We start from the raw sequence: 26,022 nt of genomic DNA on the forward strand, positions 1-26,022 counted from the left end.
GCTCCTCTTCAGTTTCCTAGTCACTCATTTATAACATTACGAATCAACCACTTAGCATTTACTTATTGCATGTTCTTCCGCGGTTCCAGCCTCAAATTAATTGCGGCATTTTTGCTCTTTACATTAACTTTTCTGCCAACCCCAGGTAGCGCCGCTCCCAAATTACCCGTAAGCGTAGCACCCGGCTGGGTAGTGCCGATACCCGTAAAACTTGCCACTGCCGTTAAGGCCAAAGATGTGTCGGGCGGATACCACATTTTACTTCGCGATACCCAATTTGATGTAGAAAGTAAAACCGTTTACCACCACAACGGTTACGTTGTTTTTTCTGAAGAAGGATTACAGGCGGTTTCGGAGTTGCAGGTTACTTATGACCCCAATTATGAAAAAGTAAATTTTCACGCCATCCGGCTTTGGCGCAACGGCAAACTAATTGATAAACTTGCCACCGTAAAATTTAAGCAAAGCCAGGTAGAAAAAGAACTGGACAAACACATTTATAACGAACAGCTTTCGGCCATTGCTATCCTGGACGACGTACGATTAAACGATATTGTAGAATTTTCTTATTCTATTACCGGCTGGAACCCAATTTTTAAAAATAAATTTTTTAACAGCTTTGGTCTTCAAAACTACGACCCGCTGGATGAAATTTACGTGCGGGTAAATACCACGCCCAACCGAAAAATCAATTTCAAACTATTTAATACCAAAGAGCAGCCAACGGTAACTTTAAATAACCAGCAACAATCCTATACCTGGCATTTAAAAAACCTGCCCGGCTTTCCCGTCGATTCAGATATTCCGTCCTGGTACGATCCTTATCCGTGGGTAAGCCTTTCGGAGTTTAGTAACTGGCAACAATTTGGGAACTGGGCCGCAGCACTTTACGAAGTAACAGGCTTAGGCAAAGAACTGGAACAAGAAATTGATTCGATTAAAAATATTTCGGGCGATGCCGGCCAGCGATTAACGGCTACCGTGCGCTTTGTGCAAGATAAAGTACGGTACTTAGGCCTCGAAAACGGAATAAGCGGGTATCAGCCCCACGCACCGGCGCAAACTTACAAACAACGCTTCGGCGATTGCAAAGATAAGTCGTTGCTATTAAGCCAAATGCTGCAGGCCATGAACATTAAAGCTTATCCGGCTTTAGTGCACACCGATTACCAGGATCAAATTCCGAATTGGTTGCCATCGGCGTATGCTTTTAACCACTGCATTGTACTGGTAGAGTTGCTGGGCAAACAAATCTGGATTGACCCGACGATAAGCATGCAACGCGGCCAGTACAACAACATTGCCACGCCTAATTACAAAATGGCTTTTGTTTTAAAAGATGGCGGCGGAGCCTTTGTAAAAATGCAAACACCCCAAACAGCTAAAGTAAGCGTAGCCGAAAATTTTATTTTTGATAATGTGGGCGGCCCGGTAAAATTAGAGGTAAAAACCTATTATTATGGCCCAGAGGCCGACAATATGCGGCAACGGTTGGCTACGAGCAATTTAAAAGAAACAGAAAAAAGTTATTTAAATTTTTACGCGAATACTTACCCCAACATCATTGTTTCCCGCGACCTGGATTACCTGGATAACCCGGACAAGAACATATTAACCACGCTCGAAGAATATACCATCGCGGATTTCTGGACCAAAACCCAGCAAAAACAGGATAGCTTAATAACGGCTTACTTTTACCCACAAATGCTCCGCGATCGGTTAAGCAAGCCAGGTACCGTTATTCGTAAAATGCCTATCAGCTTATCTTATCCCACGGATTTTGAACAAACGATTACCCTGCTCCTGCCCGAGCCTTGGTCCATAGATACTGAAACCAAAGTTATCGAGGATAAATCTTTTCGGTTTCAATACGATATAGCCTACAAAGCAAAAAGCAACTCGATTATCTTAAATTATTCTTATAAAACCCTGCGCGACCACGTACCGGTAGCCGAAGCCGGCTCTTATCTGAAAAAACAAAAGCAAATTCTAGATCAGTTAGGTTTCGAGATTTCTAAACCGTTACATGCAGCTCCGATTTCTACTAGTGCGCCAATTAGCCCAATAATGGTAGGTTTGGCTATTATATTTTTAGCTGCTTCGGCATACGGAGCTTATAAATTATACGCTTACGATCCTGAATTACCCGAGCCGGACTATTACGAAACTACTATTGGGGGCTGGTTAAATTTGGTTCGGGTAGGTTTATGCCTGAGTCCATTACTCATAGCCATTTCCTTATTCAGTAACTTTTTTAATATAGCTATATGGACCATGCTTACAGATGCTTCTTCCGAAAGTTATAGTCCGATCCAGGCCTTGCTTGTACTTTTTGAATTAGCTGGCAATGTTGCTTTAATAGTGTATACCATTTTAATTCTTTGGTTATTTCATCAGCGGCGCACCAGTGTACCTCGTCTGCTCATTGTTTTTTATACATTTAACTTCCTGTTTATCTTTTTTGACAATGCCTTTGCGGTGATGTTAAAGCTAGCGGAAGCGGATTTTAAGCAAATCTTCCAAGCCATGATTGCTGCCGCGATTTGGATTCCTTATTTTATCAAATCTAACCGCGTACAATCTACATTCACGAAAAGACTACCTCAACCCGAAATAGAAGTGGTAGCGCCCGAGCAAACTTCGGAAGAAGAAAGATCCTTAATAAACGCTTAATAAATTTAATGTCTTATATGATTCGTCTTATTCATATTTTATTTATATGCATTGGGTTAAGCTCTTTGGTTCAAGCTCAGGTTTTAACTGACTCTCTTTACTTGGACGAAAATTTTGTTAAAACACCCAGTAAGTCAAGAGCCGAATATTTGCGATATACTGTGTTTAACACGCCTGCTGAAGAAGAAGGCATAGTCAAAACTTTCTATATCACTGGCGAAAAGTATTCTGAATACCCTATTCAGAACAAAACGTTGAAAGCTACGGGGTACAATCGCCAATGGCATAAGAATGGTCAATTAAAATGTGAACAGCAAATAGAAAACAACCTCCAAGTTGGAGATCTTAAGGAATGGTATGATAACGGGCAACTATACTACATTTATAAAGATCATGGTAGTCAAGCAGAGGCGCTTACTTTTTACCCAAATGGTGCCCGCAAAAGGGTAGAAAATTTTGAAGTAGGAAAACCAGTTCAGGGCCGTTGTTTCACGCAAACTGGGCAAGATACTACTTTTTATCCGCACGAACAAGTTCCCATCTTTCCTGGCGGGTTAGAAAATTTATATAAGTATTTAAGTAAGAATATTAAATATCCCAAAGCAGCGTACAAACAAAAAGCTCAAGGCAACGTTATTTTGCAATTTATAGTGACCAAAACGGGGCAAATAAAAAACATTGAAGTTGTTAAACCTTTGCATCCAGACTTAGATAATGAGTCTGTTAGGGTAACGGCAAGCATGCCTATCTGGAAACCTGGCACAATCGAAGGAATCCCTGCAAATGTTCGGTATACCTTACCTATCCGGTTTAAATTATAACATTACAACTCAAACCCAATCTGGCAGCGCTCGCCTTGTAACTTATACAATTCCTGCTCAATAGTTAAGTTAGATTTTACGTTGTTAAACTGGTCGGCGTACTGAATTTTCATTTCTTTGCGCTTGATAGCTTCCAGATAACGACGCACCTGGTTGCGGGTTTCCAGGATCAAGCCCGGTACTTCGGTGGGTTTATCATCTTCTCCTTTAGCTACCATGGTAAAGTACGAGGTATTGGTATGTTTCATTACGCCGGTTCTTACGTTTTCGGCAGTTACTTTAATGCCCACTAACAACGAGGTACGGCCTACGTAATTAATAGAAGCCATTAAAGACACTAGCTCGCCTACTTCTACGGGTTGCAGAAAATTTACCCCATCTACGGTTACAGTAACACAGTAATTACCGGCATGCTTGGCCGCACAGGTATAAGCTACCTTATCCATCAAAGACAATAAAATACCCCCGTGAATTTTTCCGCCGAAATTGGCATAACTCGGAATCATTAATTCAGTTAAAGTTGTACGCGAATAAGCTACAGACCGGAATTCAGGCAGCATTCTTAATTTAGTTGAAAGGTTAAAAAGGTTAGAAGGTTGAAAGGTTAAAAAGTTGCCGAATCAAAAAAAGAAAATGTTTTATATAATGAGAAAGAGTTGATAAGTAAATTTTTAAAAATTCCAGCATCCCTGCCGCCTAGGATTCTAAAAACCTTTTAACTTTTTAACTTTCCAACCTTTCAACTCATCTACAAAAACACCACTTCTTCTACCACGCCGGCGCCTACTTCCAGGTTTATCAGTTCTATTACGCGGGTTTTGGACATTACTAACTGGTGCTTGAGCGGGGCCGAAGTAAGCAATACAAACAGCTTATTATCTTTAAAATAAAGTTCCTTTGTTTTAAGCGCGATGGCTTTGCCCACAATCTTTTCCCAACTGGCTACTACCTGCACCTGGTTTACCTTACCCTGAATCCGGTAAGCTTTTAGTAAAGCCTGGATGCTGTCTTTTACAGGTTGAATGTCAGACTTCCGAATATTTATTTGTTTATCTCGATTAATAAAAGCCACGGTAAAGTTGGTTATAAAGTGAATGTTTGGGTGCGCCTGGTTGCAATAATTTTTTAAATTTTTACAATTTGCAGTACCCAGCACCGGGTAAATATACGGGCTGAAACCGCGGATAACTGAACCAAACCCAAGTTTATTTATCCCGGCTTTATCCACTAGGTTATCAACTGCACCGTGCCACTCACCACTTTAAAATTACTTACCTGCTCCGAAATACTGCCCACCAGTTTTTGGGTGCGCTCCAGGTGAGAGTCTGTAATAAATAATTGCCCAAAGGTATTTTCAGCTACTAATTGCAGCAATTTGGTAATGCGTTTTTCATCCAACCGGTCAAATATATCATCCAGCAAGAGCAGTGGTTTTTGTTTTTTTTGTTGAGCTACTACCTCAAATTGCGCTAGTTTTAAAGCAATTACGTACGATTTTTGCTGCCCCTGCGAACCATAGTTCTTTACGGGCCAGTTATCCATAAAAAAAACAAAATCGTCTTTATGCGGGCCCACGGTGGTGCGTTGCAGCATTAAATCTTTGTGCTGCGCCTGATTAAGTAAGTAAATAAAACTATGATTGGTGAGTTGACTTTTATAATCGAGCGTTACGGTTTCGCTGCTCCCCGATAAGTGTTGGTAATGTTTTTGAAAAACAGGGACAAAATTCGCTAAAAACGATTGCCGCACTTTGGTGATATAATTACCCGCGGGCACCAACTGTTCATCCAGAATTTGCAGGTACTCCTTATCAAAGTAATTACGGTCGGCAAATTGCTTGAGTAGCGAATTGCGCTGTTTTAAGATATAATTATAGGTAATGAGTTCGTTCAGGTAAGTTGCGTCGAGTTGTGAAATTAAACTATCAAAATAGCGCCGCCGCTCTTCGCTCCCTTCCCGGATTAAATCCGTATCGTACGGCGAAATTAAAACCACCGGATATTTGCCAATGTGCTCACTAATTTTTTCGTAGGCTAATTTATTATGCGTAATTATTTTTTTCTGGCCCGACCGAAATGTACACTGAATCGTATCTTGGTGGGTAAAGGCCTGAAAGCGGCCTTTTACCATAAAATAGTCTTCGCCTTGTTTTACGTTTTGCAAATCGGTAGCGGTAAAGGCACTCTTGCCCATCGAAAGATAATAGATAGCGTCGAGCACATTAGTTTTGCCGCTGCCATTGTCGCCGATAAAGCAATTAATATGGGGCGAGAATGAAAGGTCTGCCTCTTCGTAATTTTTAAAATACAGTAAATGGAGATTTTCCAGAACCATTCATTTCTTTGTTGAATTTTTTACTTAATTTCGCACTCTAAACAGTTTAGCTCGTTACAAGTTATGGCAGTTACAAAGCAAATGCCCAAAACAAAGGTAAAACCTGCGACAAATTTCTCAAAAGAAACCTATGTACGTTGGTACGACATGATGCAGTTAATGCGTAAGTTCGAAGAGAAAGCAGGTCAGTTATACGGTCAGCAAAAAATTAAGGGCTTTTGCCACTTATATATTGGTCAGGAAGCCTGCGTAGCCGGAGCCGTTACCGCGCTTACCAAAGATGACAAATGGATTACTGCTTACCGCGATCATGCGCATCCGTTAGCGCTTGGCACCTCTCCCAACGCCGTTATGGCCGAGTTATTCGCCAAATCTACTGGTTGTTCTAAAGGCAAAGGTGGCTCTATGCACATCTTCGATAAATCCGTAAATTTTGTGGGTGGCCACGGAATTGTGGGTGGTCAAATTCCTTTAGGCGCTGGCTTAGCCTTTGCCGAAAAGTATAATAAAACCGGCAACTTGTGTATGACTTACATGGGTGATGGTGCCGTACGCCAGGGTTCCTTCCACGAAACCTTTAACATGGCCATGACCTGGAAACTACCGGTAATTTTTGTGGTAGAAAACAATGGTTACGCTATGGGTACTTCGGTGTCACGTACCTCTAACGTTACCGAGTTGGCTACTTTGGCCTTAGCTTACCAAATGCCCGCCGAAACGGTAAATGCCATGCGTTGCGAAGACGTACACGAAGCCGTAGCTCGTGCCGCCGAACGCGCCCGGGCTGGCGAAGGTCCTACTTTCCTGGAATTTAAAACCTACCGGTACAAAGGCCACTCTATGTCGGATCCGGCCAAATACCGCACCAAAGAAGAACTGGAAGAATACCGCAACCAGGACCCAATTGAAATGGTGCGCCACACCATCCTGGAAAACAAATATGCGACCGAACAGGAATTGGAAGAAATTGACAATCGCATTAAAGCCCAGGTAGCAGAATGCGTGGAGTTTGCTGAAAAATCGCCTTACCCAACGGCCGATGAATTATACAAAGACGTTTACGTTCAAGAAGATTATCCTTATATCCAAGATTAATAAGTTTAATTAATCGTTGTTGGTCTTAATTTTTGGTAATATTTTTAAAATTATTGAAAATGAGGCGAATGAAATTTTAATTTTACGTGTTGTAGCACAACAAACAACGATTAGTGAACAAGAATAACCAAAAGTAATGGCACAAAATATCACCAAGAAAGACCACACCTTAGACGTCCTCGAAAATCCGGATGTATTAGCCGATCGCTTAACGCATGGTTCGGAAGACTTTGTTAGTAAATACAAGAATGTACTTCTGGGTCTGTTAGGAGTAGTAGCTGCTGCTATTATTGGAGGTTACTTGTTCTACAATTATCGTAATACCCAGGAGAAAGAAGCTCAGGCTGATATGTTCCAGGCGATCTATTACTTTGAAGCAGATTCGTTAAATAAAGCTTTAAAAGGGGATGGTCAATACCGGGGCTTAACCACCATTGCCGATGAGTACGGCAGTACTAAAGCGGGCAATCTGGCTAAGTTTTATACCGGGGTAATTTATTTGAAGCAAGGCAAATTTAAAGAAGCTATCAACTACCTGGGAGATTATAAATCGAACGATTTGATTTTACAGGGTAAAGCGTATAGTTTATTAGGCGATGCCAATCTGGAACTGGGTAATAAAAAAGAAGCCATTGATTATTACTTAAAAGCGGCCGATTACAATTCGAATGAGTTTTTTACCCCGCAATATTTAATGAAAGCTGGTGCGGCCTACGAAGCTAATAACGACTTCGCCAAGGCTACCGAAGTATATAACAGAATTATTAATAATTACGCCAATGCGGCTGAAGTAGCTGATGCTAAGAAATACAAGGCTCGGGCAGAGCTTTTAGCAGCGGGTAAGTAATAAGTTGTTATAAAATTTTAAAAAGCACCATTATCGAAATAAAACTTCGGTAATGGTGCTTTTACTTTTAATACCCTGTTCAAAAGCTAATTTTACTTTACTTTTAGCAAAGCAATCAGGCTGGTAAATTAATGCTGATTGTTAAACCTGTAACTTGCAACCTAAAACTTAAACCTCTATTCATGGCAAGCGCACTTAAAAATCTAAGCGATTATAACTCTAATAATTTAATTGATATTTCTGGAAAAAAGTTTGGTTTGGTAGTAGCCGAGTGGAATAAAGCAATAACGGATACCTTGTGCCAGGGCGCTTACGAAACATTAATAAAGCACGGGGCTAACCCGGAAAATATTGTTCGGAACACTGTGCCCGGCAGTTTTGAGCTAAGCTTCGGAGCCCAATTACTGGCACAAAACCCTGCTATTGATGCCGTTATATGCCTGGGAGTAGTAATTAAAGGCGAAACCAAACACGACGATTACATTTGCCACGCAGTAGCGCAAGGCATAACGCAAGTAAGTTTAAAATATAATAAACCAGTAATTTTTGGTTTAGTAACTACCAACGACGAGCAACAAGCCTGGGATCGGGCAGGTGGCAAACACGGTAATAAAGGTATAGAAGCGGCCGCAACCGCTATTCATATGCTTGGCATTTGTGAATAAAAGCTAATCACATAAAAATACCAGAAGGAGAAAACCTTGTAGGTGTCTCCTTCTGGTAAAACAAAATACTTCCAACTATTTTGTAGTGGCGGCTTTGGGTTTGTAGATGGCCCCAGTAGCAAAGTCCACGGCTAAACTCGGCCAGAATAAAAGCACGTCGGCAACTAGTGCCCCAATTCTTAATTCTCTTTGCGGTTCACCCGGCGCAGGTCTGGTTTTCTGGTATTCTGTTACCTTACCACCAAAAAGAGTGGCGCACGAAGAAAGAGACACACAAGCTATTAAAATAAATAAAGATTGTCTTAGTTTTCTCATAAATGTAGTTTTAAGTGGTTAAAGCCGAAGCATATAAATTAAATAAAATATTTCAACAAATTACTTCGGTAAGCCACTATTATTAAAATTTAATTTATTATAAAAATTTTAACAATACTACTACCATCTGCCACTTATATTAAACCAACAACTTACTAAAGAATGGCCAACTTTCTTTTCTGCCTAAAACAATAAAATTTAAAATTTTCTCTTTTAATAACGACGACGGGGCTGGGCGCTTTTACCCAAATTTACTTGTAACCCAATCGATGGGATAAAGGTCATACCAGAGAATTCGTGTTTTTTGCCGCCCAATACTTTATAAGTACCGTAGTTTTGATAATACATGGTTAGAGCGGGTAATAGGTAAACGTACCGGAAACCAATCTTCCCGTTTACAAAAGCGCCGTATGAAGAAAAACTGTTTTTTTCTTTTACCGCTTCTACCCTCACTACTTGGTCGGTGTATTTGGTAAATATATTACCTGGGTCAAAGCCATATTTAATAAACGTACGGTTGTAAACTACCCCCCACGAGATATTACCAATTTCTTCTTCTGGCCCAAACGACTTACTAAAAATAACCGGAATTACTACATCGCGGCGGGTAGCATAAAAGTCCAGCACCGGTTCTAGTTTATTTAACAAAGCCCGAGCCGGTAAATTTGCTTTCTGACCGGTATATTGCAAACCCACACTCCCATATAAAGTACCTTCGCCCGGATTGTCAGGCGTACCCGTCGGCCCTAAAAACTGGTACATGGCATCGAGTACATGAGCGCCGGAAGCAAATTTATATCCTACATCTACACGCGGCGCAACCCCGTAACGCACATAAAAGTCAAACGTAAGCCCAACCGGGTCTAAGGCATAGGCGGTTAATCCTTTCGCAAACACATCTATTTGCTCATCATAGTAAATAGAATCTTTATTCCGGATGGCATCTACCGCTGATTTAGTGATATCATCTAATTGGCCAATGGGTTCGGTGGCAATATTTCCCCCAAAGTTTAAACCGGCTTTAAATTGTCCGGGAGCCGTAACTTTCCCGGAATTAATAATTGCCCGGGGTGCGGTACAACTTACCGCAAAAAGCATAAAAAATGAGAAAATTGCTGAGGGAAATCGTTGCATTACGAATTAATTAAATAACTAACCTAATTAGTTGCGAATTTACTAAAACTTTACCGGCAAAGTTAATCTAAAACCAAGCCAAGTTGTTACACAACTTGCGGCATGGCTCCTTAATAATTTCTTTATGGCATGTTTATTGAAAACAAAAGCTTAAGTTTAATTTAGGTAAATGCTGTTAAATTAGATATTTACTCTTACTTTTGCGGCAAATTAGATGTATTTCTGGTTCAGTTGTCAGGTAACTGTTTTTAGTTGAAAAGAGAATTTAAACTAATCTGCTTTGCATTCTGTTACAACAAAATAGAAGTACAGTAGCTTAATCTGTAATAATTTATTAAAGGAAGTAATTCAATATTTTACAAGTATATGTCAGAGGAACCACTCCGTTATTCTAGGGAAGACCTGAATGAGTTTGAACAGATTATCCGGGAAAAATTAACCAACGCAAAAAGAGAAGTAGCTTTTATTAAAGAAACTTTAAGCCGGCGCAATGATAGCGGTACTGATAATACAGCATCATCAGCTAAAGTGCTTGAAGACGGAGCCGATACTGCTGAAAAAGAAAGCTTAAATCAGTTGGCTTCCCGGCAATTAAAGTTTATTCAGCAGTTAGAAAACGCTTTAATCCGGATTAAAAACGGTAGCTATGGCGTTTGTATCGCTACTGGTAAATTAATTCCAAAAGAGCGTTTACGTGCGGTGCCACACACCCAGCATTCTATTGAAGCTAAGTTACAGCGCAGAGATTAAGTAATCTTTGGAAATTTTACAAAACTACATACAGGCCATTATCTTCTGTTCCTCGGCGCCCGTTGCCATTGAGGAATTGCAGAAATGTCTTTCAGAAACGTTGCAGCAAGAAATTTCGATCAGCGATGTTTTAGAAAGTATTGAAGCAATAAACCAGCGATTTGCCGGAGATTCTTTTGCTTTTCAGATTTACGCCATTGGTGGCGGATACCAGTTTTTAACTAAACCGGATTATCAGGAAGCTATCGGGTTATATCTGAAACAAAAATCAAAACGCAAACTCTCGGTTTCGGCGCTGGAAACATTGGCTATTATCGCGTACAAACAACCTATCTCTAAATCTGGTATTGAACAAATACGGGGAGTAAGTTGCGACTATGCTATTCAAAAGCTACTAGAGAAAGAATTGATTCAGATTAAAGGGAAAGCCGACACCATTGGCCGGCCTTTGATTTACGGCACTACCCAAAAGTTCATGGAATATTTTGGCATTAATCATTTAAAGGACCTTCCTCAGTTAAAAGATTTTATATCCGAAGAAAATATCATCGGCGAAATCTCAGATAATTAGAACTTTAAAAAATTAGTTAAGTTAATTAATAAAGGCCGGTACAGTTTACTCGTAGACTGTACCGGCCTTCTCCTCATTTAATAAAAATACTTACAGTAGCGATACTGCAACACAACAAATTATATGGCAACCGACTTTAATAAAGCAAACTCTGACAAATATAAATCCCGTAGCAAGTTTACGGGCCGTTCTTCTGGCAATTCTGATAATTCCCCAAGGTTCAAAGGCAAATCAGAAAAATTTAACCCGGAAGGCAAGAAAGTTTTTAACCGTTCGGAACGTTTTGACCGTGGCCCGGCAGTCAACGATAGATCTGGCAATAGAACAAAGCCCGAACAAAACGGCAACCGGGAATCTTGGCAGAGCCGGGATAACAAACGGTTTGGCGGCTTTAAATCAAACGATAAATTTAAAAAATCCGGGCCTTTTTCGGGTAAAAGCAATTTTTCTCAGGACGACGATGCAGCTCCTAAACGCAGCATGCGTTTTGATGACAGTGGCGATAATAATGAAGATTACAGGCCGGCCCGGCCGTATAATGCAAACCGTAATTTTAATGTAGAACAACGCTACCGCAAATCCCCTTTTGGCAATGTACCAAAAGGCAAACCAGGTGAGCGCAACCGTTCATTTAAACCGGAAAAAGAAGCTTACCGCCAAAAACTTCGGGAAGAAGGTAATAATCCGGACGATCGGTTTAATAACTGGAACCGCACGGATAACGATACCGAACAAAGACCATTTAACCGGTTCAATCGCGACTCTTCTGCGGGAGAACGGAAGCCATTTGATCGGAACCGGAACCACGATGATCGGAAACCATATACCGGCAACCGGGAACAAAGCGATAACCGCAGACCCTATAACAGAGATCGTAACGAAGCGGGAGGCGATCGGAAGCCATTTAACCGGAACCGGGATAACGATAGATCAGAGCGTCCTGCTTTCCAGCGTTCGCGGGAGGATGATCGGCCACGGCGGGATGATTTTGAAAAAAAATCCTTTAATAAATTTAATAAAAGAGATAACGCGTACAAAGATCGGCAACCTTTTCGGAGCCGGAATGAAGAAGGCCCCAAAGAAGCTCCCGATTACGACTTGCGCCGATATAATAACCGGGAACGCGGGAAAAGTGACGAAGAAAAGCGCACAGATGCCGGTATTCGCTTAAACCGGTATATTGCCAATGCAGGGGTTTGCTCCCGGCGCGAAGCGGATACGCTTATTGCAGCCGGCGAAATTAAAGTAAACGGAGAAGTAATTACCGAAATGGGTTATCTGGTAAAGCCAGAAGACACCGTGCAATACGGTAAAAAAAGGCTGAACCGCGAAAAAATGGTTTATGTATTATTAAATAAACCAAAAGATTTTATTACTACCACCGAAGACCCGGAAGGCCGCAAAACTGTGATGGATTTAGTTGCGAATGCATCTAAAGAACGGATTTTTCCGGTTGGGCGATTAGATAGAAATACGACGGGCTTATTGTTGTTTACCAACGATGGGGAACTAGCTCAAAAATTAACTCACCCTTCGCACCAAAATTCTAAAATTTACCAGGTAGAGTTAGATAAGCAGCTTACAAAAGAGGATTTTGAAAAAATTCAGGCTGGCTTAGAATTAGAAGATGGTAAAGCCGAAGTAGATGACTTAGCCTTAATTGGCGATACCGGTAAATTTGTAGGAATTGAAATCCATATCGGTAAAAACCGGATCGTACGCCGCATTTTCGAGCATTTAGGGTACGAAGTAGTTTCTTTGGATAGGGTGCAATATGCTGGTTTAACTAAAAAAGATTTGCCCCGGGGTAAATGGCGATTCCTGAACGAGAAAGAAGTTATCCGGCTAAAATATTTTTTATAAGCCGGACAACTTAATTCCTGCAACACGCATCTGACTTAATTAAAAGTGACAGATAATATTAAAGGTTTATCTGGGAATAGAAAGTAGCCCTTGTAACGTGAATCAAATTGCGATTGATGTAGGCAATACCCGAACCAAGTATGCCATTTTTAAAGAAGCAAAGCTGATAGTCACGGACGAGTTGCAGGATGCAGCCTCCTTACTTAAGCTAATCGCTAATTATTCTATTAAGGAGGCTATTATTTCATCGGTTCGTTTTTTACCAGATCAGGAGATAAACCCATTATCTGGTTTACAAAAAGTTATTTGGCTTACAGCGGCAACCCCGGTGCCTGTTACCAATAAATATGGTACGCCGCGAACTTTAGGCATGGACCGGTTAGCGGCGGTAGTAGGAGCCAGTTACTTATTTGCCGGTCAGGATGTACTGGTAATAGATGCGGGTACCTGCATAACTTTCGATTTTATTGATAGGAAACAGGTTTATTATGGTGGGAGCATCTCTCCGGGATTAACCATGAAGTTTAAGGCAATGCACACTTTTACCGGCAAACTCCCGTTAGTGGAACAAGCCGAAGCCAGTGTAGCCCCTTTAATTGGCCGTAACACTATTGAATGTTTAAAGAGCGGGGTTTTTAATGGTACTTTGGCGGAAGTAGATGGTATAATAGCTGAATACAAGAAACAATATCCTGATCTTACCACAGTAATGTGCGGGGGCGATGCGCCATTTTTTGAAAACAATTTAAAAGCACGCATCTTTGCTGAGCCTAATCTGGTTTTGATGGGGTTAATTCATATTTTAAATTACAATGTATAAGATTTACCGGCTTTTAAGTGGCTTTGCTCTAGCGGCGATGGTAACCAGCGCCCAAGCGCAAAATTTAGGCAATTCTCCTTTTTCCGCTTCCGGCCTCGGCGATATTAATGAAAGTACAGGTTCTGTTCGTAGTTTTGGAATGGGAAATGTAGGAGTAGGAACCCCCGCCAGTGCGTATATCAACAGCTCTAACCCCGCTTTGTTATATTACAATAACCGGGTAACATTTGAGTTAGGCTTAGGCGGACAGGCAAAGGTATTATCTGATGAAGTTGGGAAACAACGGGATGCTGATGGCAGTTTAAATTATTTAGCTTTAGCTGTGCCTTTGTCAAAACGCTGGAGTACAGCCGTAGGATTGCGCCCCTACTCTACTATCAATTACGAGTATATCTCTGAAGGCACAGTAACTGGCGACCAAACCACAAAAACACGAAATACCTACACCGGCAACGGCAATCTTTCAGAAGTATTTTTCGGGCACGGTTTCCGTATCGCTAAACGGCTTAACTTGGGTGTTTCTGCTTCTTATTTATTTGGCGTAGTAGAAAGGGAAGCTGGCTCGCAACTGATAAACGAAGCAGATGCCAGCTTGTCGGCGGAGCAATTAGTAATTAACCAACGTACTAATTATAACGGCTTTCAGTTTAAAGGCGCATTGGCTTACCGGCAACCATTAAAAAACAAGTGGAACTTAAACCTTGGAACCGTATATACAGTAGGCAACGACCTTAATACCAAACAAAGAACCGTACAAGAGCGTCGGCTTTCCAATGACTTAGTACTGGGGCAAAACTATTTAGGAGATAGTATTAAAACTACTTCCCGCCTGCCGCAAGGTATACAATTTGGCCTAAGCGTAGATAATGGTCAGTCTTTGGTAATCGGGGCTGATTTTAGCGCCCAGAAATGGTCGGAATTTAGAAGTGGGGTAAGCCCGAGTAATTTAGCTGATACCTACCGGGTAGCAGTTGGCGCAGAATTTATCCCTAACCCTGTTTCGGTAAACTCGTATTTTCAACGGGTAGGTTATAGAGCCGGATTTGGTGTAGGAAAGACGCCTCTGGAACTTAACGGAAAACAAGTAAATGATATATCCCTGCATTGGGGCTTTACTTTACCAATTGGGGGCTCGCCCCGTCCTCCGGAGTATACACAATCGCTGCTTAATTTAGGCTTTGCGCTAGGCAGACGCGGTAACGGGGAAAGCAACGCTTTAAAAGAAAACTATTTCCGGATTCAGTTAGGCTTTTCAATCAACAGCAACTGGTTTATCAAACCAAAAATTGATTAATACCAGATAGATAAGCCTGCTATTTTACAGCGTACAACTGCATGAACTGTTTTAAAAATTTACTCGGAATTATTGTGGCGGTAAACATGCTGCTTGCCTGTAATTCCTCGGTAGATAATCCGGTTCCCAAAGTTAAATACACGGGCCCTATTATGCAGACCGGGAACGTTACTACGTTGTACAGCGATTCGGCGCGCCTTAAAATAAAACTGCAAGCAAAAATCGAATCGCGTTACGAAAATGGCAATGCCGAGTACCCCAAAGGAATAAATCTTACCTTTTACGACCCAAACCAACAAGTGAGCAGCACTTTACGCGCTAATTATGCCAAATACGATAAACAACGTGATTCTTATTTTGCACGGGGTAACGTAATCGTAAACAACATAAAAAAAGGCGAAACCATGAAAACCGAAGAGCTGCATTGGGATAAAATAAAACGTCAGATTTATACCGATAAATTTGTTACCATCCAAACAAAAACCGATGTAGTGCAGGGCAATGGCTTAGTTTCGGATGATGGTTTTGTACACTGGAAAATTTTAAATCCAACGGGCACTTTTATCGTAGAAAAACCCCAATGAAGCTTTCTGGCACTATATATCTTTCTATTGCAGTAGTTGCGATGGTAATTGGCATTCACCGGACCATTGTAGAAAACAATCTTATCGCCAACTATTGGATTTTTATGATTGCGTTGATTTGTTTATTTCTGTACCGGATGCAGAAAAATCCTAATAACTCTAAAAAGTAAATTGGGGCTAGAGCCGAAACAAATATTTAAAAATTCTACTTCTTTAAGTCTAACTTAATCTATTCTTATTTTCATTCGTAAATTGTAATTACAAAATTTGCAATTACCGCATGAGCCAACCACAGGCTTTTTTCCTCATAATTACTTCGTTACTGTTATCCGGTCTATTTTCAGGTATCGAAATGGCTTATCTGACCGCAAGCCGCTTACACCTGGAATTGCAAGAAAAACAGAACTCCTTGGCGGGCCGCATTATTGCGCATTTTTTAAAAAGGCCATCTAAACTAACCGCTACCTTACTCATCGGTCAATCGTTGGCATTGGTTCTATTTGGCTTAACAATTTCCATTACTTTACACCAAGCGTTAGAACCATACTGGCCCGAGTTTCCTTTCCCAGGCTTTCTATTGCTTCTGGCTGAAATCTTATTTGCGGCAATCCTGGCTTTGATTCTGGCGGAGTTTCTACCCCGCAGTATTTTTTTAATTAACGCGAACCAGATGCTGCAGGTATTTGCCTTGCCCATGTTGGTGTTATATTATTTACTGTACCCCATTGTTTTTGTAATAATCAGCGTTACCCGGTTTATAGCCGTTAAACTATTAAAGCTGGAGTTTTCGGAACAACAACCTGTTTTCGGGTTAACGGATGTAGAGCACTACGTTAAAAAGCAATTATATCAGCCGGAGCAACCTGCAATTACCCCGGAAATTGATAGCAAAATATTTCATAATGCATTAGAATTCCGGACGGTTAAAGTAAAAGAATGTATGGTGCCCCGCACTGAAATTGAGGCAATTGAAATTACCGGTAGCATTGCCGAACTGCGCCAGGCTTTTACAGATACGGGCCATTCCAAAATACTTATCTACAATCAAACCATCGACGATATAGTTGGTTATTGCCACCAGTTAGCGCTTTTTAAAAAACCGGCAACCATTATGTCTATTCTTACTCCTATTACCGTAGTTCCCGAAAGTATGCTGGCCAGTGAGTTGTTTGTAAAATTTGTGGCCGACCACCGGAGCATGGCCTTAGTGGTAGACGAGTTTGGGGGAACTTCGGGCATTGTAACCATTGAAGATTTAATAGAAGAAATATTCGGCGAAATAAATGACGAGTACGATGATGAAGCAGAAGCTTTATTGGAACAGTTCTTACCCGCTGAAAACAGTTATCTTTTTAGCGCCCGGCACGAAATAGATTACTTAAATGAAAAATACGCCTTAAACTTACCCGAAGGAGACTACGAAACTTTGGGCGGATTTATCCTTTCGGTGCACGAAGATATTCCGGAGCCAAACGAAATTATTACTGTTCTGCCTTATGTAATTACTATTTTAACAATGGCCGAAAACCGGATTGACACCGTTCAGTTAACTTTGCCTGCTGCCCCCAGCTTACAACCAGATACTCCTCAGACAGAATCTTAATTTTTAAATTTCCATTGTAAAGTCCTCATTCACTAGGCACTATCCAAAATTTTAAAATCAGAAAAATAATTTAATATTTTTACTGGGCGAATTAATTGTGCACAATTGTTGTTATTGCCACAATTCTATTTAATAAAATTAAAAGATAAAGGCTTTATTTACTGCAAGATTTAAATCTGTTAGTTTTGAAGTTAACCGATATTCTGGTTATTTTGCACTTCTTTTTTACCATTTATATTTTATATGTCTTTAATTAATAAGATCAGAGAAAAATCAGGGGTAGCTGTTGGTTTAATTGCCCTGGCTATGGTAGTGTTCATGGTATTAGGAGACCTGTTAGGACCTAATTCCCGGTTATTTGGCAGTAACAACGTAGTTGGAGAGATTGCCGGTGAAAAAATAACCATTGAAGAATTCGACCAAGTATTGGAAGGCATTAAAAATAATTATGCTTCTCAGACCGGTAAACAACCAAACGAAAACGAAATGGTTTCGTTGCGGGAACAAGCCTGGAATCAGTTAATCGTAAAAGTTGCTTATCAGAAAGAATTAGACCGGTTAGGAATTAGTGTTTCTGAGGAAGAATTAATTGATATGGTGCAGGGTAATAATATTCACCCGGCTATTAAGCAGGCTTTTACTAATCCGCAAACCCAACAGTTCGACCGATCTTTGGTAAAAAACTATTTAAGAGATCAATTACCCAAAGCTCCCTTGGAGCAGCAAGCTGCCTGGACCAATTTTGAAAGCAACCTGGGCCCGGAGCGTGCACTTACGAAGTACAATAACTTAATCCGGTTATCTAACTACGTAACTACTACCGAAGCTAAGCAATACTTAGAAGAACAAAATGCCAAAGCCAGTTTAAAGTATTTACTGGTGCCTTTTTCATCTATCAGCGATTCTACTATTAAAGTTACGGATGATCAGTTGCAAGCTTACTTCGACAAAAACAAAGAGAAATATAAAGTAGAAGAAGGCCGCTCTATCGAATACGTTACCATTCCGGTAAGCCCGTCTAAAGAAGACAGCGCGGCTACCAAGCAAGAGTTTGATGACATTGTGAAGCAGTTTGCTACTGTAGAGAACGATTCGCTTTTTGTAAGCGCCAACTCTGATGTTCCGTTTAACGGCCAGTTTGTTAATCCGGGTTCTATTCCGGATAAGTTAAAAGGAGCCGATCTGCAAGAAGGAGCTATTTTTGGCCCGTATTTAGAAAATGGCATGTACACCATTTATAAAGTTACGGCTGTAAAAGATAATGGACCGGCTTCGGCTCGCGCCAGCCACATCTTATTACGCTGGGACAACGACACTCCGGCAGCCAAAGCTGCGGCTAAAGCAAAAGCGCAAGACGTATTAAACCAGATTAAAGGCGGCGCTGATTTTGCCCTCATGGCCCGGCAGTATGGTACCGATGGTACGGCTTCGGTAGGCGGCGATTTAGGCTATTTTTCGGAAGGTGCTATGGTTGCTCCTTTTGAAAAAGCGGTATTTGATGCAAAAGCTCCTGGCCTTATACCAAACTTAGTAGAAACCCAGTTTGGCTACCATATAATTAAAGTTACTTCCCCTAAAACTAACCGCTCTTATCAAATTGCTACGATTCAACGGGCAGTTACACCTAGTGAAACTACCCGCGATTTAGCTTTCAAGAAAGCGGACCAAATTCAGGGAGAAAGCAAAAATGCCGAGGATTTCCGCAAAAACATTGCCCAAGATAAAACCTTAACTAAAGCCGAAGCCAAGTCAATTAAAATTAGCGACCGGGCAGTTAATACGTTGGCTAACGCCCGGGAAATTGTTAGATGGGCTTTTAACGACAAAACCGACGTGGGCACTGTTTCGCCAGTTTTTGAAGTAGATGATCAATTTGTAGTAGCTCTTTTAACCGGTAAAAACGAAAAAGGCTATGCTTCCATTAAAGATATAAAAGAAGAGTTAACCGTAGCCGTCCGTAACGAGCTAAAAAGCAAGCAAATTACTGACAAATTAAAAAGCATGTCTGGTAGCTTAGAGCAAATTGCCGCTAAATATGGTGCCGGAGCAACGGTTCAAACTGCTAATGATGTAACTTTTGCTGCCGGTAATATTAACGGATTAGGATTAGAACCCGAAGTAGTTGGTAGCGCCTTTGGATTAAATCCCGGCAAACGGTCTGCTCCGATTGCGGGTCAAAGTGGGGTAGTTCTGCTGGAAGTAACCGGCGTAAATAAAACTCCGGGCGATCAGGATATTGCTGCGGCCCGTAAACAACTGGAAGCTAACCGCAGCGCCCGCATTGAAGGCGGCACCTACCAGTATATTCGCGAGCAAGCTAATATTAAAGACGAACGTGTTAAGTTCTTCTAAGCAAAAATTAAAAATTTTTAAAAATTAAAAAAGCCGCTTCAACGAGCGGCTTTTTTATTGCCTTAACTGTTACTAAAGTAAGTGCTAATACGTTATAGTAGTTACAATTCTCAGAGATCCAAGAAATAAGCTATTTAAGTTGTCTGTTGATTTTAATATATTGTAATAGCATAAAATAAGTTAATTAGGCGGTGGTAGTTATCTGGTATTAAGTATAAACAGATTTTTATCTTTCTCTCTTTTTGTCCGGATTTAAACCACCATCTTATATTCCCATATTGATAAACTTTATGATGTTTTCGGCCCGGACTTTTAGTTGTTTTTTAATTTTTAGCTTATTGCTAAGTTGGAGCCTCGTACAGGCTCAGAGTGTTTCGGAAGAAGAAGCCCTCGCTAAAACCTACCTGCAAAAGCAAGAATACGATAAGGCAAGCTCCATTTACAGTAAACTCGCTAATAATAATCAGCAATTTAATACGATTTATCCGGATTACTTGAAAACGTTATTAGCGCTTAAGAACTATAAAGAAGCAGAAAAACTAGTAAAAAAAGCTATCAAGAAAAACCCGGAAGTGCCTGCATTTACGATTGACCTGGGAGTGGTACAATTAGCCGGCGGCGATAAAAAAGGCAGCGAAAAAGTTTTTGATAAAGCAATTACCCAAGTTAATTCTAATACGGTAATACCAGTAGCCCAAGCTTTTGAGCAAAACCGGTTATATGATTACGCCGAAAAAACCTACCTGCAAGGGCGTAAAATAAACAAGAAAGAAACTGATTTTACCAGCCAATTAATGCAACTATACGCGTACCAGCGTCAGTCGGAGAAACTTATAACCGAAATTTTAAATATTGTAAAAGAAAATCCGGAGCAACTGTTGTTAGCCCAAAACATGCTCCAAAACAGTTTGCGCGAAGAAAAAGAGTTTGAAGCTTTAGAGAAAATACTCTTAACCCATGTACAGCAAAGCCCCGACAAAAATGTGTATAGCGAGTTGCTGATATGGGTTTACACGCAACGTAAAGATTTTTTTAGCGCGTTAATCCAAGCAAAGTCCCTGGATAAACGCACCAAAGGGGGCGGCGAAAAAGTAATGGAACTCGGTGCCATCAGTTTAAAAAATAAGGATTACGAAAGCGCGATTGATGCTTATAATTACGTGATTAAAGAATACCGAAGTAGCCCTTATTACGGATATGCCCGGGAGCGTTTAATAAAAGCCCGCGAAGAACAAGTCCGGAATACTTTTCCTGTGGACTTAGATAAGATCCGCACCTTGATTGCCGATTACCAGAATTTACTTAACGAAGTTGGTAAAAGCGGACGAACCGTGGAAGTAATGAAAAATATGGCTACCCTCCATGCCTTTTACCTCGACGAAAAAGACAAAGCTATTGCGCTGTTGCAGGAAGTAATAAATACCCCTCGGGCAAACCCGGACCTGGTAGCAGAAGCTAAAATAAGTTTGGGCGATATTTATTTATTGCAGGGCGAACCTTGGGAAGCCACCTTGCTTTACTCGCAAGTAGAAAAGTCGCACAAAGAAACAGCAATTGGCCACGAAGCCAAACTCCGGAATGCCAAGCTTAATTACTACAAAGGCGATTTTCAATTAGCGCAAGAACATCTGGATATTTTAAAATTAGCGACCAGCCGCGAAATTGCGAACGATGCCATGGATTTAAGTTTATTAATAACCGATAATATTGGCTTGGACTCCTCTACGGCAGCTTTAAAAGAATACGCCGCTACCGAGTTGCTTATATTTCAGAATAAATTACCAGAAGCACAGGAACAACTGAATACCATCCTGCAAAAATATCCGCAGCACAGCCTCACAGACGATATTTTTTATCTGAAAGCTAAAGTTTTTTTAAAAACCGGTAACTTCCAGGAGGCTATTCAGAACCTGACAAAGATTACCGACAATCCACAGTATGATATTTTAAGCGATGATGCGTTGTACCTGCTGGCTACTATTTACGAAGAACAAGTAAAAGACCCGGAAAAAGCTAAGCTGCTCTACAACGATTTAATTGTAAAATACCCGGGTAGTATTTATACCGTGGATGCCCGTAAACGCTTCCGTAAGCTGCGCGGCGACGTGGTGAATTAGTCGATAGTCGACGGGCTATAGTCCACGGATTTTAGCGGTCTTTGTATAATAAAACGTTTCAGCCACTAACGCCAGCTTATACGCTGATGCTAGTGGCTGAAACGTTTTATCAATAAATTCAATTTATAAGCTGTGGACTGTGATCCGTCGACTACCAACTAACTAAATTTTTAAAATTTTAAAATAAAACAGTGCAGTGGTTCCTGGTAGCGGTAACTAATATCTAAATTATTAAGAGAGCAGATTTTTTTTACGATAGCTAAACCTAACCCAAGCGAAGAGGCATTTTGCCCCGTACGCCGGAAACGATCAAAAATTTCGCATTCCGGAAAATCCAGGGGAGCCCCGGTGTTGCAAATTGTTAACTGCTGCGGTTGCAAACGCACCGATATTTCCCCTTTTTCGTGATTATGGCTAAGCGCGTTTTTCACCAGGTTACTCAAGAGCACTTCTAACAAATACGGGTCGATGGTGATGTATGCTTCTTCGGGGGCGCTAAAATCAATCTTTACCTGCTTTAGTTCGGCGAGTTCTTTAAAATTAAAGAGTAGAGGTTCCAGAAAAGAACGCAACTCTAAGCGTTCGTGGTTAGTAAATTCCTGGTTTTCTATTTTACTAATTAAACCCAACGTGCGGCTTAACTTAGATAAATGCGATGTTGCCCGGTATATAGCGCCAGCTGTTTTAGCTTGTTCGCTGGTTAACTTCTCCGACTTCTGCAGCATTTCCACCTTGGCTTTAATAATAGCTAATGGCGTTTGAATTTCGTGCGAGATGTTTTCAGTAAACTCTTTCATGTTCCGGAAATCATGCTCAATCCGGCTGGTCATCTGCGCAAACAAACTATTTAATTCTTTAAATTCTTTGGTAGTTGTGGGTACTTCGGCCAAAGTAGTACCCCGATTTAAAGAATAATGCTTGATTTGTTCCAAGGTATGGTTAAACGGTTGCCACAAATATCGCGACGATAAATAATTAAGCAGCAACATTAAAGCCAGCAACGCCAGAAACACGTAAAAGAGCGACGTAATAATACCGCCTAACAGCAACCGCGATTCCTTTAAAGCCATATACATCGAAATCCGGTACAATTTTCCGTTAACTACCTTATCCAAGCTACGTGCCCGGAAAGGTTGTCGCTCGCCTTCCATCTCGTTAAAAAGAATGGTATCGCGATCGTAGTTTTTAAGTAAGGGCGTTTTTAAATCTGGGAGCAGATCTACCCGCTGCGATTTGTAAGAATTTATATCGTTTAAATCAACATTAGGATTAGACAGGTAACCGGTTAAACGCTCTTCTTTCCGTAAAAAATAATCGCGAATCCTTTTTTCAATAAAATTATTGGTAATGGTATATAATACAATACCACTACTTGCTATTACCAGCGCCGTAATTAGTAAATACAGCAGCGTAGTTTTGGTAATAAGTCTCATTCAGCTACAAATTTATACCCCATGCCGTACACCGACTTAATGTTGTTGGTACTGCCGTGGCTCGCTATTTTTTTGCGTAAGTTTTTAATGTGGGTGTAAATAAAATCAAAAGAATCGGCCATATCGATGTTATCGCCCCAAAGGTGCTCCGCAATGGCTTCTTTATTTAAAATTCGGTTCCGGTTGCTTAAAAAGTATAAAAGCAATTCGTATTCTTTGCGGGTTAAAATAATTTCCTGGCCTTTAACCAGCACCTGGGCCGTAACGGTATTTAACCGCAAATCGCCTACAGTTATTTCGTGACTGCCATTAAACCGCTTACGCCTAAGTAACGATTGAATGCGGGCATTTAATTCCGCTAAATGAAACGGCTTGGTCAGGTAATCATCGGCACCTAAATTTAAACCGTTTAGCTTATCGTCTAAAGCGTCTTTGGCCGAAATAATGAGCACCCCGGCATCGGGCCGTTTTTGTTTTAGCTGCTTTAATATCTCTAACCCGCTGCCATCGGGCAAAGTAATATCCAGCACAATTACATCGTACTCGTAAAGGTGTACTTTTTCTTCGGCTGTCTGGTAATTATATGCCGTTTCGCAGAGGTAACCTTCTTGCTTAAAATAGTGCACTAAGGTTTCCGCCAACTCGCGGTTATCTTCTACAATTAAAATTTTCATAAACAAAGCCCCTCTTACCAGGTTAGTTCGCCCCAAAATACATCTGTATTCTGAAGAAAAATTGAAGCCAGCTCTGATAGAAATTTTAATCGCGGAAGAAAACAAATAAGAATATTATAAAAATTATAAAAAAAAGATACATTAACCCATCCGTTTGGAAGTAATCTTTGTATTTGTTATAAATATCTTTCAGCTTTTTCAAAATACAGGCAAATAAACGCACGTTAAAATTACAAAATATTAGAAGAGGGCCGAAGCAAATTTGGAACTTCTCTCCTGAAATCTTTATTAATATCCGTACTTTTGCAGATATATTAAGTACAGCCGCCAGTAGCGATATGGAGAAAAGATGGGTTTATAAACCGGTTCCGGACGGAGATGCCGTAAAACAAATTTCTGAAAGTTTAAAAATAAGCCCAACGCTGGCCAGTATACTTTGCCAACGCAACCTTTGCTCTTTTGAATCGGCAAAAACTTATTTCCGTCCTTCGCTCAACGACCTCCACGATCCTTTCCTGATCCGCGACATGGATAAAGCGGTAGAGCGTTTAAACGAAGCCATTCACCAAAACGAAAAAGTACTTATTTACGGCGATTACGATGTAGATGGCACCACCTCGGTAGCTTTGGTATATAGTTATTTGCGGCAATACGTTAAAGATATTGATTTTTACATCCCTGACCGCGAAACTGAAGGCTACGGCGTTTCCAGCCAAGGCATTGAATGGGCTTATACCCACGGATTTTCTTTAATCATCAGCCTGGATTGCGGCATTAAATCAGTAGATAAAATTAGGGAAGCTACCGCTAAAGGCATTGATTTTATTATCTGCGATCACCATTTACCCGATGCCATTATTCCGGCAGCTGTGGCGGTATTGGATCCCAAACGCGCCGATTGCCCTTACCCTTACAAAGAATTATCGGGTTGTGGCGTAGGATTTAAATTACTGCAAGCCTTTACTGTTCAAAACAATATAGATACTGCAACTTTATTTAGCTTACTCGACCTGGTAGTGGTAAGTATTGCGGCCGATATTGTACCTATTACCGGCGAGAACCGGGTACTGGCTTATTATGGTTTACAGATTTTAAATTCGGGTGCTCCCCTCCGCCCCGGCTTAGAAGCCTTAAAGGAATTGGCCGGTTTAAAAGAAGAACTCGACATAAACAGTATTGTTTTTGGGTTTGCGCCTCGCATTAACGCGGCCGGCCGCATGGGCGATGCCAAGCGTTCGGTACGTATGTTACTGGCCGAAACCAAAGAAGAAGCTTTTGAAAAGGCCGATATTGTAAATGAGTCGAATAAACAACGACGCGGGTTTGATACTAGCATCACCAAAGAAGCGTTGCTCATGATTGAGCAAGACGCGCTACTGCGAAAATCACGCTCCACAGTTTTGTATAAAGAAACCTGGCACAAAGGCGTGGTAGGCATTGTGGCTTCGCGGTGCATCGAAAAATATTACCGGCCTACCATTATTTTAACACAATCGAATGGCAAAGCCATGGGATCTGCCCGCTCGGTACCTGGTTTTGATGTGCATAGCGCTATTGTAGAATGTGCCGATTTGCTGGAACAATACGGCGGGCACATGTACGCCGCCGGCTTAACCATGAAAGTTGAAAATGTACCGGCTTTCCGGGAGCGTTTCGAAGAGATTGTATCGCGCACCATTACCGAAGAACTACTTACACCCCAAATAGAAATAGATACCAAATTAAACCTGAGCCAGATTACGCCTAATTTCTACAATATTATTAAACAAATGAAACCGTTCGGGACGGGTAACCATGCCCCGGTTTTCTGGTCGGAGTGCGTGTTTGATACCGGTTCGTGCCGGGTTGTAGGCGAAACCCATTTAAAATTGCGCTTAGCCCAGGATGGCAATACTCCCCTGGATGCAATTGCTTTTGGTATGGCCGATCATTACGATCTTATTCAGAAAGGCATTCCTTTTGATGTTTGTTATACTATTGAAGAAAATAACTACCGGGGTATTACCTCCTTGCAGCTTCGGATTAAAGATATTCGTTTTGCGAAGCAATAATTACCCTGGAAAATGCAGCGGTAAAT

At 41.0% G+C, this 26,022-nt stretch carries 23 protein-coding genes; 16 read left to right on the plus strand and 7 right to left on the minus strand.

Features of this window, described 5'->3' with window-relative positions:
- Window positions 1–111 precede the first annotated feature (111 nt).
- Together HUW51_RS07325 and HUW51_RS07330 are read left to right on the plus strand one after the other, a co-directional pair.
- Window positions 112–2,673, plus strand: a complete 2,562-nt coding sequence (locus HUW51_RS07325; RefSeq protein WP_185273322.1) for a DUF3857 domain-containing protein — start codon at window positions 112–114, stop codon at window positions 2,671–2,673.
- Window positions 2,674–2,690: 17 nt separating this feature from the next.
- On the plus strand, window positions 2,691–3,494 hold the full coding sequence (locus tag HUW51_RS07330; protein ID WP_185273323.1) for an energy transducer TonB: 804 nt from the start codon (window positions 2,691–2,693) through the stop codon (window positions 3,492–3,494).
- Window positions 3,495–3,496: 2 nt separating this feature from the next.
- Here the strand turns inward: HUW51_RS07330 and HUW51_RS07335 are convergent, their stop codons facing one another.
- The 3 genes from HUW51_RS07335 to recF all read right to left on the minus strand — a co-directional run bounded on the left by HUW51_RS07335 (window position 3,497) and on the right by recF (window position 5,828).
- Complete coding sequence (locus HUW51_RS07335; protein ID WP_185273324.1) at window positions 3,497–4,054, minus strand: acyl-CoA thioesterase; 558 nt, start codon at window positions 4,052–4,054, stop codon at window positions 3,497–3,499.
- 188 nt (window positions 4,055–4,242) lie between these two features.
- Complete coding sequence (locus HUW51_RS07340) at window positions 4,243–4,566, minus strand: DUF721 domain-containing protein (RefSeq protein WP_185273325.1); 324 nt, start codon at window positions 4,564–4,566, stop codon at window positions 4,243–4,245.
- A gap of 155 nt (window positions 4,567–4,721) precedes the next feature.
- Entirely contained in the window at window positions 4,722–5,828 is a 1,107-nt protein-coding gene (gene recF, locus HUW51_RS07345; RefSeq protein ID WP_185273326.1) for a DNA replication/repair protein RecF, read from the minus strand.
- A gap of 63 nt (window positions 5,829–5,891) precedes the next feature.
- Here recF and pdhA point away from each other — a divergent pair, with 63 nt between their 5' ends.
- From pdhA to ribH, 3 genes are all read left to right on the plus strand, one after another.
- Window positions 5,892–6,923 (plus strand): pyruvate dehydrogenase (acetyl-transferring) E1 component subunit alpha, encoded by a 1,032-nt coding sequence (gene pdhA, locus HUW51_RS07350; protein WP_185273327.1) that lies wholly within the window; start codon window positions 5,892–5,894, stop codon window positions 6,921–6,923.
- Window positions 6,924–7,059: 136 nt separating this feature from the next.
- On the plus strand, window positions 7,060–7,770 hold the full coding sequence (locus tag HUW51_RS07355) for a tetratricopeptide repeat protein (RefSeq protein ID WP_185273328.1): 711 nt from the start codon (window positions 7,060–7,062) through the stop codon (window positions 7,768–7,770).
- A gap of 182 nt (window positions 7,771–7,952) precedes the next feature.
- Window positions 7,953–8,435 (plus strand): 6,7-dimethyl-8-ribityllumazine synthase, encoded by a 483-nt coding sequence (gene ribH, locus HUW51_RS07360; RefSeq protein WP_185273329.1) that lies wholly within the window; start codon window positions 7,953–7,955, stop codon window positions 8,433–8,435.
- A gap of 75 nt (window positions 8,436–8,510) precedes the next feature.
- On the opposite strand, the gene HUW51_RS07365 is transcribed toward ribH, so the two are convergent.
- Window positions 8,511–8,750: a hypothetical protein gene (locus HUW51_RS07365; protein ID WP_185273330.1), complete on the minus strand. Its 240-nt coding sequence runs from the start codon at window positions 8,748–8,750 to the stop codon at window positions 8,511–8,513.
- A 213-nt stretch (window positions 8,751–8,963) separates the two neighbouring features.
- Window positions 8,964–9,848 (minus strand): hypothetical protein, encoded by an 885-nt coding sequence (locus HUW51_RS07370; protein WP_185273331.1) that lies wholly within the window; start codon window positions 9,846–9,848, stop codon window positions 8,964–8,966.
- Between the two features lie 402 nt (window positions 9,849–10,250).
- Here HUW51_RS07370 and HUW51_RS07375 point away from each other — a divergent pair, with 402 nt between their 5' ends.
- The 10 genes from HUW51_RS07375 (at window position 10,251) to HUW51_RS07420 (ending at window position 21,838) form a co-directional block, all read left to right on the plus strand.
- Window positions 10,251–10,634: a TraR/DksA family transcriptional regulator gene (locus HUW51_RS07375; protein WP_185273332.1), complete on the plus strand. Its 384-nt coding sequence runs from the start codon at window positions 10,251–10,253 to the stop codon at window positions 10,632–10,634.
- 7 nt (window positions 10,635–10,641) lie between these two features.
- Complete coding sequence (gene scpB / locus HUW51_RS07380; protein WP_185273333.1) at window positions 10,642–11,205, plus strand: SMC-Scp complex subunit ScpB; 564 nt, start codon at window positions 10,642–10,644, stop codon at window positions 11,203–11,205.
- A 123-nt stretch (window positions 11,206–11,328) separates the two neighbouring features.
- Window positions 11,329–13,068 carry a pseudouridine synthase gene (locus HUW51_RS07385; RefSeq protein WP_185273334.1) on the plus strand — a complete coding sequence of 580 codons (1,740 nt, stop codon included), beginning with the start codon at window positions 11,329–11,331 and terminating at the stop codon, window positions 13,066–13,068.
- Between the two features lie 97 nt (window positions 13,069–13,165).
- Window positions 13,166–13,888 (plus strand): type III pantothenate kinase, encoded by a 723-nt coding sequence (locus HUW51_RS07390; protein ID WP_185273335.1) that lies wholly within the window; start codon window positions 13,166–13,168, stop codon window positions 13,886–13,888.
- Window positions 13,881–15,182, plus strand: coding sequence for a PorV/PorQ family protein (locus tag HUW51_RS07395; RefSeq protein WP_185273336.1), 1,302 nt, complete (start codon window positions 13,881–13,883; stop codon window positions 15,180–15,182). The genes HUW51_RS07390 and HUW51_RS07395 overlap by 8 nt, the downstream gene beginning before the upstream one ends.
- Window positions 15,183–15,223: 41 nt before the next feature.
- Window positions 15,224–15,766, plus strand: a complete 543-nt coding sequence (lptC, locus tag HUW51_RS07400; RefSeq protein ID WP_185273337.1) for an LPS export ABC transporter periplasmic protein LptC — start codon at window positions 15,224–15,226, stop codon at window positions 15,764–15,766.
- Window positions 15,763–15,936, plus strand: a complete 174-nt coding sequence (locus HUW51_RS07405) for a hypothetical protein (protein ID WP_185273338.1) — start codon at window positions 15,763–15,765, stop codon at window positions 15,934–15,936. The genes lptC and HUW51_RS07405 overlap by 4 nt, the downstream gene beginning before the upstream one ends.
- A 110-nt stretch (window positions 15,937–16,046) precedes the next feature.
- On the plus strand, window positions 16,047–17,369 hold the full coding sequence (locus tag HUW51_RS07410; RefSeq protein WP_185273339.1) for a hemolysin family protein: 1,323 nt from the start codon (window positions 16,047–16,049) through the stop codon (window positions 17,367–17,369).
- A 243-nt stretch (window positions 17,370–17,612) separates the two neighbouring features.
- Window positions 17,613–19,721: a peptidylprolyl isomerase gene (locus HUW51_RS07415; protein WP_185273340.1), complete on the plus strand. Its 2,109-nt coding sequence runs from the start codon at window positions 17,613–17,615 to the stop codon at window positions 19,719–19,721.
- 290 nt (window positions 19,722–20,011) lie between these two features.
- Window positions 20,012–21,838, plus strand: coding sequence for a tetratricopeptide repeat protein (locus tag HUW51_RS07420; protein ID WP_185273341.1), 1,827 nt, complete (start codon window positions 20,012–20,014; stop codon window positions 21,836–21,838).
- Window positions 21,839–22,008: 170 nt separating this feature from the next.
- On the opposite strand, the gene HUW51_RS07425 is transcribed toward HUW51_RS07420, so the two are convergent.
- Window positions 22,009–23,271 (minus strand): sensor histidine kinase, encoded by a 1,263-nt coding sequence (locus HUW51_RS07425; protein WP_185273342.1) that lies wholly within the window; start codon window positions 23,269–23,271, stop codon window positions 22,009–22,011.
- On the minus strand, window positions 23,268–23,945 hold the full coding sequence (locus HUW51_RS07430) for a response regulator transcription factor (protein ID WP_185273343.1): 678 nt from the start codon (window positions 23,943–23,945) through the stop codon (window positions 23,268–23,270). The genes HUW51_RS07425 and HUW51_RS07430 overlap by 4 nt, the downstream gene beginning before the upstream one ends.
- 338 nt (window positions 23,946–24,283) lie before the next feature.
- Between HUW51_RS07430 and recJ the strand changes: the two genes are divergently transcribed.
- Window positions 24,284–25,996: a single-stranded-DNA-specific exonuclease RecJ gene (recJ, locus tag HUW51_RS07435; RefSeq protein ID WP_185273344.1), complete on the plus strand. Its 1,713-nt coding sequence runs from the start codon at window positions 24,284–24,286 to the stop codon at window positions 25,994–25,996.
- The last annotated feature ends 26 nt before the right edge of the window (window positions 25,997–26,022 follow it).

The organism is Adhaeribacter swui (assembly GCF_014217805.1).
GTDB classification, from domain to species: domain Bacteria; phylum Bacteroidota; class Bacteroidia; order Cytophagales; family Hymenobacteraceae; genus Adhaeribacter; species Adhaeribacter swui.